The sequence below is a fragment of the Burkholderia stabilis genome, from assembly GCF_001742165.1.
GTDB lineage: Bacteria > Pseudomonadota > Gammaproteobacteria > Burkholderiales > Burkholderiaceae > Burkholderia > Burkholderia stabilis.
In genome coordinates this window covers 2,037,344-2,052,033 of sequence record NZ_CP016442.1, presented here as the reverse complement: position 1 = coordinate 2,052,033, position 14,690 = coordinate 2,037,344, and the positions used below count along the sequence as shown (strand labels likewise).

Genomic DNA, 14,690 nt, shown 5'->3' with positions numbered 1-14,690 from the left:
ATTCGCGCCGGTGCCGGCGGCTGGCGCGCGACAGGGGGTTGCCCGATCTCCTGCCGAATAACGGCCGAGTAAGTAATTCTCTTGACGGAGGCAACATGGAATTCGAAATGCTGGAAACCGAAACCAACGGCACCATCATCAAGGTGGTGGGCGTTGGCGGCGCTGGCGGCAATGCCGTCCAGCACATGATCAACCGCGGCGTGCAGGGCGTCGACTTCATCGTGATGAACACGGACGCCCAGGCGCTGTCGCGTTCGCGCGCATCGTCGGTCATCCAGCTCGGCAACACGGGTCTTGGCGCCGGTGCAAAGCCGGAAATGGGTCGTGCGGCAGCGGAAGAAGCGCGTGAGCGCATCGCCGATGCACTGCGCGGCGCGCACATGGTGTTCATCACGGCCGGCATGGGCGGCGGTACGGGCACGGGCGCGGCACCGGTGGTCGCGCAGATCGCGAAGGAGATGGGCATCCTGACGGTTGGTGTCGTCAGCAAGCCGTTCGAGTTCGAAGGCGGCAAGCGCATGCGCGTCGCTGAAGCAGGTTCGCAGCAACTGGAGGATCACGTCGACTCGCTGATCGTCGTGCTGAACGACAAGCTGTTCGACGTGATGGGCGACGACGCCGAGATGGACAAGTGCTTCCAGTGCGCGGACGACGTGTTGAACAACGCGGTCGCAGGCATCGCTGAAATCATCAATGTCGATGGCCTCGTGAACGTCGACTTCGAAGACGTGAAGACGGTGATGGGCGAGCAGGGCAAGGCGATGATGGGCACGGCGACGGTCGCCGGCGTCGATCGCGCACGCCTCGCGGCGGAACAGGCCGTGGCGAGCCCGCTGCTCGAAGGCGTCGATCTGTCGGGCGCGCGCGGCGTGCTGGTCAACATCACGTCGAGCCGTTCGCTGCGCCTGTCGGAAACGCGCGAAGTGATGAACACGATCAAGAGCTACGCGGCGGAAGATGCCACGGTGATCTTCGGTGCGGTGTACGACGACGCGATGGGCGATGCGCTGCGCGTGACGGTCGTGGCGACGGGTCTGGGCCGTGCTGCGAAGAAGCAGCAGTCGGCTCCGATGACGCTGCTGCGCACGGGTACGGACAACCAGCCGGTCAGCGCGGTGTCGCACGGTTATGCGCAATCGCATCACGTCAGCACGGCCGACTACGGCGCGCTCGATACGCCGGCGGTGTGGCGCAACTCGCGCGAAACCGCGGCATCGCACGTGCAGGCGCTGCAGGAGAAGGGTGTCGACACCTACGACATCCCGGCTTTCCTGCGCAAGCAGGCTGACTGACGCAAACACAGGCGAAGCCGCGGCGAAGTCGCCGCGGTATCGCCGGCGTGACGGATGCTACGGACCACGACAGGCCGCGTCGGATGCGACGCCGGGCCGGGAAACGTGCCCTCTTCGCTCAGGCGGGGCGGGATGGGCCGTGCTGTCCGCAACACGCTGAAAAACCGTATCGCTATGAGGGACCAGCCATGATTCAAGTGGGCGACGCGCTGCCCGACGCGCAGTTGTTCGAGTTCATCGACGACACGCGCGAAGGCTGCACGCTGGGGCCGAACGCCTTCAGCGTGCGCGACCAGGTCGCGGGAAAGCGGGTGGTGATCTTCGGATTGCCGGGCGCTTTCACGCCGACCTGCTCGGCGCAGCATGTGCCGGGCTACGTCGAACACGCCGAGCAACTGCGCTCGGCGGGTATCGACGAGATCTGGTGCGTGTCTGTCAACGACGCATTCGTGATGGGCGCATGGGGACGTGATCTGCACACCGCGGGCAAGGTGCGCATGATGGCGGACGGCAGCGCGGCTTTCACTCATGCGCTGGGGCTGACGCAGGATTTGTCCGCGCGTGGCATGGGAATTCGTTCCCTGCGCTACGCGATGGTGATTGACGGCGGTGTGGTCAAGACGCTGGCCGTCGAGGCGCCGGGCAAATTCGAAGTGAGCGATGCGGCGAGTGTTCTCGCGACGTTGACGTCCTGATCGTGCGGTGGGCCGTTGCCTGCGGGCAACGCTGCTCACCGGCCTCAGGGCAGTTGTAACACGGGCCGATGACCGGAAACGCCTCCGTTCCGGGCATCGGCCCGTCCCGTATCGGCGCGGGTAAACTGTCGAAACAGATTGATACGCAGTTTCAAACAGCGTTGAATAGGGAATTACGCTATAATCCCGCCTATCGAATATAACTCCTGATTGACATCTTCAATCACGACGAAGAACACCATGCTGAAGCAGCGCACCATCAAATCCATCGTCAAGACCGTGGGTATCGGTGTCCACTCGGGCCGCAAGATCGAGCTGACGCTCCGTCCCGCCGCGCCGGGCACGGGCATCGTTTTTTCCCGCGTTGACCTGCCCACGCCCGTCGACATTCCCGCCTCGGCGATGTCGATCGGCGACACGCGGCTCGCGTCGGTGCTGCAGAAGGATGGCGTGCGCGTGTCGACGGTCGAGCACCTGATGTCCGCGTGCGCGGGCCTCGGCATCGACAACCTGTATGTCGACGTGACGGCCGAGGAAATCCCGATCATGGACGGCAGCGCGGCGACCTTCGTGTTCCTGATCCAGTCCGCCGGCATCGAGGAACAGAACGCGCCGAAGCGCTTCATCAAGGTGAAGAAGACGGTCGAAATCCGAGATGGCGACAAGTTCGCGCGTCTCGATCCGTACTTCGGCTTCAAGCTGAAGTTCTCGATCGATTTCCGTCACCCGGCCGTCGATAAAACGGGCCAGGAACTCGAGGTCGATTTCGCGAATACGTCGTACGTGCGCGAGATCGCGCGTGCGCGCACGTTCGGCTTCGCGCACGAGGCAGAGATGCTGCGCGAGATCGGTCTGGCGCGCGGCGGCAGCATGGACAATGCGATCGTGCTCGACGAGTACCGCATCCTGAACAACGACGGGCTGCGTTACGACGACGAATTCGTGAAGCACAAGATGCTCGACGCGATCGGCGACCTGTACGTGATCGGTCATCCGCTGCTGGCGTCGTACACCGCGTACAAGTCGGGCCACGGGCTGAACAACGCGCTGCTGCGCGAACTGCTCGCGCACGAGGATGCGTACGAGATCGTCACGTTCGACGATCCGCAGGCCGCCCCGCGCGGCTTCGCGTTCGACGCGCAGACGGCCTTCGCCTGATCGGCGTTCGGCACCAGCGATAAAAAAAGCGGCCTGCGGGCCGCTTTTTTGTTGGCCGTTCGCGCCGGCGGCGCGCTCAGCGCGGCGATTTCGCGCCGTGTCGCGCAGCCATCCGGGCGAGCGCGGCCTGCAGCGGTGACGGTTCGAGGTGGTCGGCGAGGTCGCGCAATGCGGCGGCGCCGACGGACGTCATCCGCGCCTGCTTCACGTGCGGCGGCTCCGGCGCGTCCTTCGGCCGTACGCGCACGCGCAGCGCCGAGACCGGCCAGCCGCGTTTCTGGAGATCGCCGAGCAGCCGCGGCTCGACCTGCCGCAACCGGGCGGCGAGCGCATTGTGCGCGGCAAAGAGGGTCAGGGTGCCGTCCTTGATGGAGCCCGGTTCGACATGATTCGCCAGGTAGTCGGGCAGGAGCGCGCCCAGATCGCGCTGCAGCGACGCGACCTGCTCGACGCCGGCGCGCAGCGCCGCGAACGCGTCGGTGCGGTTGAGCACTTCGGACACGGGTTGCGGGCGATACGCGGCGAGCGGGCCGAAACGCTTGGAAAATCGGTTCATCGAGGCATTCTTCGGGCGCGTACATGCGCGGACGTTGACGCCGATTGTACCCGCGCCGGCCCGCACACAGGCGGCTTTCGCCCCGTCAGCCCGGGCGCCGGCACGCAATGCCTGTCCGGCGGAGACACGGGCGCACGCGTTCCCGCGTGCTAAAATTCACCGTTTGAGTCCACTAATTCGCTAAGCCGCCGAGGCTCGGGCGCCGGGGCGCGCATCACGCGCCGGGCGCCGGTGCTGCGACGCAGGATCCGATCCGATGACAACCGGTTTTCTCCAGAAAATTTTTGGCAGCCGCAACCAGCGGCTCGTCAAGCAATACCAAAAGACCGTCACGACGATCAATGCGCTCGAAACGCAGATCGAGAAGCTGACGGACGACCAGTTGCGCGGCAAGACGGACGAATTCCGCCAGCGGGTCGCGGCCGGCGAGTCGCTCGACAAGCTGTTGCCCGAAGCATTCGCGGTCTGTCGCGAGGCGAGCCGCCGCGTGCTGAAGATGCGCCACTTCGACGTGCAGATGATCGGCGGCATGGTGCTCCACTACGGCAAGATCGCGGAAATGCGCACCGGCGAGGGCAAGACGCTCGTCGCGACGCTGCCCGTGTACCTGAATGCGCTGGCGGGCCGCGGCGTGCACGTCGTGACCGTCAACGATTACCTCGCGCAGCGCGACGCCGAATGGATGGCGCGCCTCTACAACTTCCTCGGTCTGTCGGTCGGCATCAACCTGTCCGGCATGGAGCACGACCAGAAGCAGGAAGCTTACGCAGCGGACATCACGTACGGCACGAACAACGAGTTCGGCTTCGACTACCTGCGCGACAACATGGTCTACGAGACCGACGCGCGCGTGCAGCGGGCGCTGAATTTCGCGGTCGTCGACGAAGTGGACTCGATCCTGATCGACGAGGCGCGCACGCCGCTGATCATTTCGGGCCAGGCGGAAGATCACACCGAGCTGTACGTGCGGATGAACGCGCTGCCGCCGCTGCTCGAGCGCCAGATCGGCGAGGAGAAGGCCGACGGCACGGGCGTCGAGAAGCCGGGCGACTACACGCTCGACGAGAAGGCACGCCAGGTGTTCCTGACGGAATCGGGCCACGAGAAGGCCGAGCGCCTGCTCGCCGAATGGGGCCTGATTGGCGAGGGCGAAAGCCTGTACGCGCCGCAGAACATCACGCTGATGCACCACGTGTACGCGGCGCTGCGCGCACACACGCTGTTCCACAAGGATCAGCACTACGTCGTGCAGAACGGCGAAGTGGTGATCGTCGACGAATTCACGGGCCGCCTGATGGCCGGCCGCCGCTGGTCCGACGGCCTGCACCAGGCCGTCGAGGCGAAGGAGCACGTGAAGATCCAGAGCGAGAACCAGACGCTCGCATCGATCACGTTCCAGAACTACTTCCGCATGTACGCGAAGCTGGCGGGCATGACGGGCACGGCGGATACCGAAGCGTACGAATTCAACGAGATCTACGGCCTCGAGACGGTCGTGATCCCGACCAACCGCCCGCCGAAGCGGATCGACAAGCAGGACCAGATCTACAAGACGGCCAAGGAGCGTTACGACGCGGTGATCCGCGACATCCGCGACTGCTACGAGCGCGGCCAGCCGGTGCTGGTCGGCACGACGTCGATCGAGAACTCCGAGCTGCTGTCGCACCTGCTGAAGCAGGCCGGGCTGCCGCACGAGGTGCTGAACGCGAAGCAGCACGAGCGTGAAGCCGCGATCGTCGCGGAAGCCGGTCGTCCGAAGCGCGTCACGATCGCGACCAACATGGCCGGCCGCGGTACCGACATCGTGCTCGGCGGCAATGCCGAGAAGCAGGCCGCGTTCATCGAGGCCGACGAAGCGATTCCGGCCGACGAAAAGGCGCGCCGCATCAAGCAGCTGCACGACGAGTGGGAAACGCTGCACGAGCAGGTGAAGGCCGCGGGCGGCCTGCACATCATCGGCACCGAGCGCCACGAATCGCGCCGGATCGACAACCAGCTGCGCGGCCGTGCGGGCCGCCAGGGCGATCCGGGCTCGTCGCGCTTCTACCTGTCGCTCGACGATCCGCTGCTGCGCATCTTCGCGGGCGACCGCGTGCGCTCGATCATGGATCGCCTGAAGATGCCGGAAGGCGAGGCGATCGAGGCCGGCATCGTCACGCGTTCGATCGAATCCGCGCAGCGCAAGGTCGAGGCGCGCAACTTCGACATCCGCAAGCAGCTGCTCGAATACGACGACGTGTCGAACGACCAGCGCAAGGTCATCTACCAGCAGCGCAACGAACTGCTCGAAGCCCACGACATCACCGAGACGATCAGCGCGATGCGCCACGGCGTGGTTGCCGAAGTCGTCCGCCAGTTCGTGCCGGAAGGCAGCATCGAGGAGCAGTGGGACGTGCCCGAGCTCGAGGAAGCGCTGCGCAACGACTGGCAGCTCGACCTCGCGATCCAGGAAATGGTGAACGAATCGTCGTCGATCACGGCCGAGGAGATTCTCGACGCCGTGACGACGGCCGCCGACGAGCAGTACGAGGCCAAGGTCGCGATGGTCGGCCGCGAATCGTTCAGCGCATTCGAGCGCTCGGTGATGCTGCAGACGGTCGACCGCCTGTGGCGCGAGCACCTCGCGGCGCTCGACCACCTGCGCCAGGGCATCCACCTGCGCGGCTATGCGCAGAAGAACCCGAAGCAGGAATACAAGCGCGAAGCGTTCGAACTGTTCGCCGCGATGCTCGACGCGATCAAGCAGGAAGTCACGCGGATCGTGATGAACGTGCAGATCCAGTCGCCGGAGCAGCTCGAGGAAGCGGCCGAGCAGATCGAGGAGCGCGGCGGCCATCTCGAGAACGTCGAGTACCAGCACGCCGAGTTCGCCGAAGCCGCCGCGCCGGTGGCCGGCGGGGCAGCCGTTGCGGCTGCCGCTGCGACGGCCGACATGGTCGGCAGCGCAATGGCGCACAGCGGCCCCGGCGGCGAGATGCCGAAGGTCGGCCGCAACGACCCGTGCCCGTGCGGCAGCGGCAAGAAGTACAAGCAGTGTCACGGGAAGCTGTCATGATCGACGGCGGCACGCGTCTCGCGTGCCGCTTCGTTCGCAGCTTCGAGTGACTGATGTGTGAGTTGCGGCGGCCCGCGCGTGCGGCCGCCGGTTCTTCCAATCGATGCCGGCACGTGCCGGCATTTTCCATCCGGCAGGTGTGCCCCATGGCTGTCAATTTTCCGTCGATCGATCCCGCCCAACTGCATCCCGTCGCCGGCGTCACCCTCGGCTGGGCGGAAGCGAATATCCGCAAGCCGAATCGCAAGGACGTGCTGGTCATTTCCGTCGACGAAGGTGCGACGGTCGCGGGCGTCTTCACCGAGAACCGCTTCTGCGCGGCGCCGGTCACCGTTTGCCGTGAGCATCTGGCGAAGGTGCGTGCGGGCGGCGCGGGCATTCGCGCGCTGGTCGTGAATACGGGCAATGCGAACGCGGGCACCGGCGAACCGGGCCTCGTGAACGCACGCGAGACCTGCACGGAACTCGCGCGCCTCGCGGGCATCGAGCCGGCGCAGGTGTTGCCGTTCTCGACCGGCGTGATCCTCGAGCCGCTGCCGATCGACCGTCTGAAGGCCGGACTGCCGGCCGCGCTCGCGAACCGCAAGGCCGCGAACTGGTATGACGCCGCGCAGGCGATCATGACGACCGACACGCTGCCGAAGGCCACGTCGCGCCAGGTCGCGATCGACGGCCACACGGTCACGCTGACGGGCATCAGCAAGGGCGCGGGCATGATCAAGCCGAACATGGCGACGATGCTCGGGTTCCTCGCGTTCGACGCGAACGTCGCGCAGCCCGTGCTCGACACGCTCGTGAAGGAAGTGGCCGACCGCTCGTTCAACTGCATCACGATCGACGGCGATACGTCGACGAACGACTCGTTCATCCTGATCGCGTCGGGCAAGAGCTCGCTGCCGGCCATCACGTCGACCGAGTCGCCGGCCTATGCGGCGCTGCGCACTGCGGTGACGGAAGTGGCCCAGGTGTTGTCGCAACTGATCGTGCGCGACGGCGAAGGCGCGACGAAATTCATGACGGTGCAGGTCGAAGGCGGCAAGAGCGTCGCCGAATGCCGCCAGATCGCGTACGCGATCGGCCATTCGCCGCTCGTGAAGACGGCCTTCTACGCATCCGACCCCAACCTCGGCCGGATTCTCGCGGCGATCGGCTATGCGGGCGTCGCGGATCTCGACGTCGGCAAGATCGACCTCTATCTCGACGATGTGCTCGTCGCGAAGGCAGGCGGCCGCAACCCGGCCTACCAGGAAGAGGACGGCCAGCGCGTGATGAAGCAGAGCGAAATCACGATCCGCGTGTTGCTCGGCCGCGGCGACGCGCAGGCAACCGTCTGGACGTGCGACCTGTCGCACGATTACGTGAGCATCAACGCGGATTACCGCTCCTGATCGGGAGCGCTCGAACGATATGGACAAGCTCGAACAGTTTCTGACGCGCGCGGAAGCGATGCTCGGCCGTCTCGAGGCGATGCTGCCGCCTGCCCAGGCGGCCGTCGACTGGAGTGCCGCCCACGCCTTCCGCTGGCGCAAGCGCCAGGGGCGCGGCTACCTGCAGCCCGTGCCGGCCGTTTCGTCGATCACGCTCGACGACCTGCACAACATCGATCGCCAGAAAGGGCTTATCGAACAGAACACGCGGCAGTTCGTGCAGAAGAAGCCGGCCAACAACGTGCTGCTGACCGGCGCGCGCGGCACCGGCAAATCGTCGCTCATCAAGGCATGCCTGAACGCGTACGCGAAGGACGGGCTGCGCCTGATCGAAGTCGACAAGGACGACCTGCACGATCTCGGCGACATCGTCGATCTGATCTCGCAGCGTCCCGAGCGGTTCATCGTGTTTTGCGATGACCTGTCGTTCGAGGAAGGCGAATCGGGCTACAAGGCGCTGAAGGTCGCGCTCGACGGATCGATCGCCGCGCAGTCGGACAACGTGCTGATCTACGCGACGTCGAACCGCCGCCATCTGCTGCCCGAGTACATGAGCGACAACGAGACGTACAAGCATCTCCCGGATGGCGAGATTCACCCCGGCGAAGTCGTCGAGGAGAAGATCTCGCTGTCGGAGCGCTTCGGCCTGTGGGTCAGCTTCTATCCGTTCAAGCAGGACGACTACCTCGATATCGTCGCGCACTGGCTGCGCCATTTCGGCTGCGCGGATGCGGAGATCGCGACCGCGCGCGGCGACGCGCTCGTGTGGGCGCTCGAGCGCGGCTCGCGGTCGGGGCGTGTCGCGTGGCAGTTTGCGCGCGACTGGTCGGGCCGCAAGGAGCAGGCATGAGTACGGATCTCGCAGCGGGCGCGGTGCGCGCGCCGGATGGCCGCAAGGTGACGGAAGTCGCGGTCGGCGTGATGGTGCAGCCGGACGGTCGTTATCTGCTCGCGCAGCGCCTGCTGGGCAAGCCGTACGAAGGCTACTGGGAGTTTCCGGGCGGCAAGCTGGAAGCTGGCGAGAGCGTCGAGGACGCGCTGGCGCGCGAGCTGCACGAGGAGCTCGGCATCGTCGTCACGGCGAGCCACCGCTGGCATACGCTCGAGCACGACTATCCGCACGCGTACGTGCGGCTTTATTTCTGCAAGGTGACGGGCTGGACGGGCGAACCGCACAGCAAGGAAGGGCAGGCGTTCGTGTGGCAGCAGCTGCCGGTTGAAGTCGCGCCGTTGCTGCCGGCTGCGTTGCCGGTGCTCGAACTGCTCGAGAAGGAAGCGGCGTCGCAATGACGCCGCTGCGGCCTGCCTGAAAGGCGGGCCATATCGCCGACGGGCGGCGCGCCGCTCAGCTGTCGCGGCGCTCGTTCGTGCCGTCTTCCTCCGAAGACGGGCCCTCGTCGGCGGTGCCACCGATCCGGTACTTTTCAGCGGCCCATGCGCCGAGGTCGAGCTGCTTGCAGCGGGCCGAGCAGAACGGGCGGAACTGATTTTCAGGTGTCCAGCGCACTTCGGCGCTGCACGACGGGCATTTCACAACGGTAGTCATACGAAAGCATTGATTCGGCACGCGGCCGTTACAGATTGCACAGTGTCAGGTGGAACGGCACGTCGATGTCCACCGCGCGCGGCCGGACGTCGCCATCCTGCGTGGTGAACCGTACCCACAACATGTATTTGTTGGCGCTCGCCTCGGGAATGACGCGCAACTCGGGCGGCACACGCACTTGCATCAGCTGGTAGGTGCGGCCGGACAGCATCTGCTGGTAGCTGCCCTGCATCGCCATGACCTTCGACGCCTGGCCCGATTCGCGTGCGAGCCGCAGCACGATCGTTGCGGCGTCGCGCAGCGGCAGCATCGGCATGACCCATTTCGCGATGTCCTGGCGCCGCTGCTCGGCGGGCCATTGCTGCCAAGCGTAGTACGACGGCAGGTCGAACTTGCACGTGCCGCCGGGAATGACGGCGCGGCTGCGGATGCTGGCAAGCCACTCGTTGTCGACGAGATGCTGCCCGGTCTTGCCCTGCATCTGCGCGAGATTCGCGAGCGTCTGCTCGATTTCGCCGAGCACGGCTTCGAGCGCGTTCTGCTCGATGCCCGGATTGCCGCGAAAGGGGGCGAGCGTCTGGCGTTGACGTTCGAGCTCCTTCATCAGATCCGATTTCAGGTCCGCGCGGCCGGTTACCTCGGCGATTTCGAACAGCGTCGTCAGCGCGACGTGGTGTTCACGCGGGTCCTCCTGAGCCAAAAAGAACGCGAAGCGCTCGAATAGATCTTCGAGACGCAACAGCGTGCGAATTCGCTCGTTGAACGGATACTCGTAAAGAATCAAGCGCGCTCGCCTCTTGGGTAGGGATTGAAACAATGCAGGACATTCTAATGCTCACTCTCTACCCTAGCAACGCGCCAATTTCGTACACCATCACGATCGCGCACGATGCTCAGTGCTGCGCGGCGGCTGCGAACCCGAGATAGCGTTGGTGCAGTGCATCGATTTGCGCGGCGAGCGCATCGGGTGTCGTCGCGTCGTTGACGATCACGTCGTCGGCCGCCGCGAGCCGGGCCTCGCGGGTCGCCTGTCTGGCGATGATCGCTTCGACCTGTTCGCGCGTGAAGCCGTTGCGCCGCATCACGCGTGCGATCTGCGTTTCGACCGGACAGTCGACGACGAGCACGCGATCGCTGCGCGCCTTCCAGTTGCCCGATTCGACGAGCAGCGGCACGACGAACATCACGTACGGGCCCTGCGCTTCGCACGCCTCGCGATCGGTCTCCGCGCGGATCAGCGGGTGCGTGATCGCTTCGAGGCGCTGGCGTGCGTCGTCGTCGCCGAATATCAGCGTGCGCATCTTCGCGCGGTCGAGCGAGCCGTCGGCGGCAACGAAGTCGCGGCCGAATGCCTGCTCGATCGCCGGCATCGCGACGCCGCCCGGCGCGGTGATGCGGTGGGCGATCAGATCGGTATCGACGAGCGATGCGCCGCGCGCGGCGAACAGGTCGGCAACGGTCGTCTTGCCGCTGCCGATGCCGCCGGTGAGTCCTACAGCGAACATGTCAGCCTCCGAGCGCGGAATAGAAAGGGGTGCCGAAAAACAGCGTCGCGACGCCGCCGGCTGCGAGGAACGGGCCGAACGGGATCGGCTCCTCGAAGCGCATGCGGCCGCGCCAGGTCGCGATGAGCCCGACGACCGCGCCCGTCACCGCGGCGAACAGCACGACCTGCGGCAGCGCGGCCCAGCCCATCCATGCGCCGAGCGCGGCAAGCAGCTTCAGGTCACCGAAGCCGATGCCCTCGATGCCGCGCAGCCATTTGAACAGCCAGTAGATCGACCACAGGAACAGGTAGCCTGCCATTGCGCCGATCACGGCCGAGCGCAGCGACGTGAACGTGCCGCCGAGGTTCAGCACGAGCCCGGCCCAGAGAAGCGGCAGCGTCATCGAGTCGGGCAGGTAGCCGGTCCGGATATCGATCGCGCTCATCGCCAGCAGCGCAGCGCACAGCGCAAAGGCGGCCAGCGCGGCGACGGTCGGACCGAACGCGGCGAGCGAGCCGGCGGCGAGCAGCGCGCACGCGAGCTCGACGAGCGGATAACGGATGCTGATCGCGTGGCCGCAGCGCCGGCAGCGCCCGCGCAGCATCAGGTAGCTGACGACCGGGATGTTCTCCCATGCGCGCAGCACGTGGCCGCAATGCGGGCATGCGCTGCGCGGGCGCCACAGATCGTAGCGCGGCGGATAGCCGTCGTCGGGGGCGGCCTCCGCGTTGCCTGTCGCTTCGGCGATTTCGGCCTGCCATGCGCGCTGCATCATCACGGGCAGACGGTGCACGACCACGTTCAGGAAGCTGCCGACGCAGAGGCCGATGACGACCGCGAACACGTACTGCACCACGGGCGGCAGCATCGCCAGCGCGAGCAGCGTGCTCTCGGGCGAATCGGGAACGGCATACAGGGGCGCTGGCGTCATGAGGCTCAAGGTTCGGACTTAAAAGGCGACAGAATCGGTTGCGATGCTACACCACGTTGCCCAGCTGAAGGATGGGCAGGTACATCGCGATTACGAGGCCGCCGACGAGCGCGCCCAGCACGATCACGATCAGCGGTTCGCCGAGCGCGGCGAGCGCTTCGAGGCGCGCGTCGAGCTGGCGTTCGCACAGTGCGGCGATGTCGGCGAGCATCGTGTCGAGCGCACCGGTCTCCTCGGCGACGGCGATCGGCTGGACGACGTCGTCCGGAAAGCAGCCGGCCGACTGCATCGCGTCGGCGAGACGCGCACCGCGCAGCACGCGTGCCGAGATGTGCGCGGTAGCCTGCTCGAACACCGGATGGCCGGCCGTGCGCTCGAGTGTCGAGAACGCATCGGCGAGCGGTACGCCGGCGCCGAGCAGCGTCGCAAGCGAGCGGCACCAGCGTGCGGTCGCGAACCGCGCGAGCGCGCTGCCCGCAAGGGGGGCGTGCAGCAGGCGCCGCGCGACCGCGTGGCGCAGCGGCGGCGACCGCCGAAGCGCGTGATGGGCGACCAGCCCCGTTGCTGCCGCAACGGCCAGGAGTACACCGCCCCACGCCGACAGCGCGGACGACAGCGCGAGCAGCGCACGGGTCGGCGCCGGCAGTGCGGCGCCGAAACCGTCGAAGATCTGCCGGAACGTCGGCACGACCCACACCATCAGCGCGGCCGAAATCGCGAGCGCGAACAGGATCACGGCCGCCGGATACGCGAGTGCGGCGCGCAGCTTGCGCCACTGCGCATCGGCGCGCTCGCGGTGTTCCGCGACCCGTGTCAGCACGATGCCGAGCGAGCCCGACGCTTCGCCGACCTCGATCAGCTGGCGATAGAGCGTGCCGAACTGGGACGGATAGCGAGCAAGCGCGTCGGCGAAGCGCCGGCCGCCGATGATCTCGCGAGCGAGGCCCGCGGCGATGCGCGGCAGGCCGTCGCGCGTTCTGGTGCGGGCGAGCATCTCGAGCGACGGCGCGAGCGGCAGCCCGGCCTGCAGCAGGCTTGCTAGCTGGCGTGTGAAGCGGGTGATGTCCCGGGCGCCGGCCGACGGCGGCCGGGCCGGCCCGCGGGCGTTGAGCGACAGCACCGCGATGCCGTCGCGCGCGAGCGCGGCGCGCGCAGCGGCGGCGTCGAAGGCGATGACGGTCCCGCGACGCGGTGCGCCATCGCGATGGCGGCCGCGCCATGCGAAGCGGGTTTCGCGCGGCGGCGCGCGCATGCTCACGCCACGGGCGTCGCGGCGATGGCTTCCGCGATGCTCGTCGTGCCGTCCTGGACGCGTGCGAAAGCCGCGTCGCGCAGATTGCGCACGCCTTCGGCCGCCGCGCTTTGCGCGAGTTCGCCGACGCTCGCCCGCGCGACGATGCGCTCCGCCAGCCCGGGCGATACCGGCATCGTCTGGTGGAGCCCGATACGGCCGCGATAGCCGATGCCGTGGCAGGCGGGACAGCCTCGCGCGACGAACGGCCGCCATCCGGCGGCGAGGGCCGCCGGGTCGCACCCGGCTTCCAGCAGCACGCGCGCCGGTGCGTCCGAGCGCACGCGGCATGCGACGCACAGGCGCCGCACGAGGCGCTGAGCGGTGACGAGGTGCAGCGCGGCCGCAAGGTTGTAGGGCGCGACGCCGATGTCGAGCAGCCGCGCGACGGCGGCCGGCGCGTCGTTCGTGTGCAGCGTCGACAGCACGAGATGGCCGGTTTGCGCGGCCTTGATCGCGACGTCGGCCGTCTCCGCATCGCGAATCTCGCCGACCATGATGATGTCCGGGTCCTGCCGCAACAGCGCGCGCAGCGCGGTCGCGAACGTAAGCCCGGCCTTCTCCGCGACACCGACCTGGCTGATGCCGTCGAGCTGGATTTCGGCGGGATCTTCGACGGTGCAGACGTTGTGCGTGTCGCGATCGAGCATCTGCAGCGCGCAGTAGAGCGACAGCGTCTTGCCGCTGCCGGTCGGGCCCGTGACGAGCACGAGGCCGTGCGGTGCGCGTATCGCGGCCTCCATCGCGGCCGCCTGTTGCGCATCGAAGCCGAGGCGGGCGAGCGTGAGATCGGGCGGCATCGTTTCGAGGCGCCGCAGCACGAGCTTTTCGCCGAACAGCGTGGGGAGCGAACTCACGCGGTAGTCGCCGCGCACGCCGCCGTCGATCGCGATGCGCAGCCTGCCGTCCTGCGGGAGCCGCCGTTCGGCGATGTCCATGCGCGCGAGGACCTTGATCCGGGTGACGAGCGCGTCGCGCAGGTGAAGGGGCGGCCGCGCATGTTCGTGCAGCACGCCGTCGATGCGCAGGCGGATGCGCCAGCCGGTTTCGAACGGTTCGACGTGGATGTCGGACGCGTCGCGCACGCGTGCAGCATGCAGCGTGTCGGTCAGCAGCCGCACGGCTGGCGCATCGTCGAGCTGGGCTGCGTCGAGCGCGCGTGGCGCGGCGGCAGCCGACGCATCGGAATGAGCGGACGGCGGTTGCGTGTGCAGCGCCGCCGCGGGAGGAGGGAAATGCATGTGAGCCGGCA

At 67.1% G+C, this 14,690-nt stretch carries 14 protein-coding genes; 7 read left to right on the top strand and 7 right to left on the bottom strand.

What is annotated here, in order from left to right; all coding sequences use genetic code 11:
* The first annotated feature begins 95 nt into the window (after positions 1-95).
* The 3 genes from ftsZ (at position 96) to lpxC (ending at position 3,145) form a co-directional block, all read left to right on the top strand.
* Positions 96-1,292: a cell division protein FtsZ gene (ftsZ, locus tag BBJ41_RS09520; RefSeq protein ID WP_069746299.1), complete on the top strand. Its 1,197-nt coding sequence runs from the start codon at positions 96-98 to the stop codon at positions 1,290-1,292.
* A gap of 188 nt (positions 1,293-1,480) precedes the next feature.
* Positions 1,481-1,987, top strand: coding sequence for a peroxiredoxin (locus BBJ41_RS09515; RefSeq protein ID WP_069746298.1), 507 nt, complete (start codon positions 1,481-1,483; stop codon positions 1,985-1,987).
* A 240-nt stretch (positions 1,988-2,227) separates the two neighbouring features.
* Positions 2,228-3,145 carry a UDP-3-O-acyl-N-acetylglucosamine deacetylase gene (gene lpxC / locus BBJ41_RS09510; RefSeq protein WP_069746297.1) on the top strand — a complete coding sequence of 306 codons (918 nt, stop codon included), beginning with the start codon at positions 2,228-2,230 and terminating at the stop codon, positions 3,143-3,145.
* Positions 3,146-3,221: 76 nt separating this feature from the next.
* Here the strand turns inward: lpxC and BBJ41_RS09505 are convergent, their stop codons facing one another.
* Positions 3,222-3,701, bottom strand: a complete 480-nt coding sequence (locus tag BBJ41_RS09505) for a DciA family protein (RefSeq protein ID WP_069746296.1) — start codon at positions 3,699-3,701, stop codon at positions 3,222-3,224.
* 256 nt (positions 3,702-3,957) lie between these two features.
* On the opposite strand from BBJ41_RS09505, the gene secA reads away from it, so the two are divergent.
* From secA to BBJ41_RS09485, 4 genes are all read left to right on the top strand, one after another.
* Entirely contained in the window at positions 3,958-6,756 is a 2,799-nt protein-coding gene (secA, locus tag BBJ41_RS09500; protein WP_069746295.1) for a preprotein translocase subunit SecA, read from the top strand.
* Positions 6,757-6,902: 146 nt separating this feature from the next.
* Positions 6,903-8,144 (top strand): bifunctional glutamate N-acetyltransferase/amino-acid acetyltransferase ArgJ, encoded by a 1,242-nt coding sequence (gene argJ, locus BBJ41_RS09495; protein WP_069746294.1) that lies wholly within the window; start codon positions 6,903-6,905, stop codon positions 8,142-8,144.
* Positions 8,145-8,163: 19 nt separating this feature from the next.
* A complete protein-coding gene (locus BBJ41_RS09490) occupies positions 8,164-9,033 on the top strand; it encodes an ATP-binding protein (protein WP_069746293.1) in 870 nt (289 codons plus the stop codon).
* Entirely contained in the window at positions 9,030-9,473 is a 444-nt protein-coding gene (locus BBJ41_RS09485; protein WP_069746292.1) for an NUDIX domain-containing protein, read from the top strand. Before BBJ41_RS09490 ends, BBJ41_RS09485 begins: the two co-directional genes overlap by 4 nt.
* A 55-nt stretch (positions 9,474-9,528) precedes the next feature.
* Here the strand turns inward: BBJ41_RS09485 and BBJ41_RS09480 are convergent, their stop codons facing one another.
* The 6 genes from BBJ41_RS09480 to BBJ41_RS09455 all read right to left on the bottom strand — a co-directional run bounded on the left by BBJ41_RS09480 (position 9,529) and on the right by BBJ41_RS09455 (position 14,679).
* Entirely contained in the window at positions 9,529-9,729 is a 201-nt protein-coding gene (locus BBJ41_RS09480) for a DNA gyrase inhibitor YacG (RefSeq protein WP_069746291.1), read from the bottom strand.
* A 28-nt stretch (positions 9,730-9,757) separates the two neighbouring features.
* The gene (zapD, locus tag BBJ41_RS09475) at positions 9,758-10,513 is read right to left on the bottom strand and encodes a cell division protein ZapD (protein WP_069746290.1); all 756 of its coding nucleotides are present in this window, start codon (positions 10,511-10,513) and stop codon (positions 9,758-9,760) included.
* A gap of 109 nt (positions 10,514-10,622) precedes the next feature.
* Complete coding sequence (gene coaE, locus BBJ41_RS09470) at positions 10,623-11,234, bottom strand: dephospho-CoA kinase (protein ID WP_069746289.1); 612 nt, start codon at positions 11,232-11,234, stop codon at positions 10,623-10,625.
* Position 11,235: 1 nt separating this feature from the next.
* Positions 11,236-12,147 (bottom strand): prepilin peptidase, encoded by a 912-nt coding sequence (locus BBJ41_RS09465; protein WP_069746288.1) that lies wholly within the window; start codon positions 12,145-12,147, stop codon positions 11,236-11,238.
* A gap of 46 nt (positions 12,148-12,193) precedes the next feature.
* Entirely contained in the window at positions 12,194-13,399 is a 1,206-nt protein-coding gene (locus BBJ41_RS09460; RefSeq protein ID WP_069746287.1) for a type II secretion system F family protein, read from the bottom strand.
* 2 nt (positions 13,400-13,401) lie between these two features.
* On the bottom strand, positions 13,402-14,679 hold the full coding sequence (locus BBJ41_RS09455) for a GspE/PulE family protein (protein ID WP_069746286.1): 1,278 nt from the start codon (positions 14,677-14,679) through the stop codon (positions 13,402-13,404).
* Positions 14,680-14,690 lie beyond the last annotated feature (11 nt).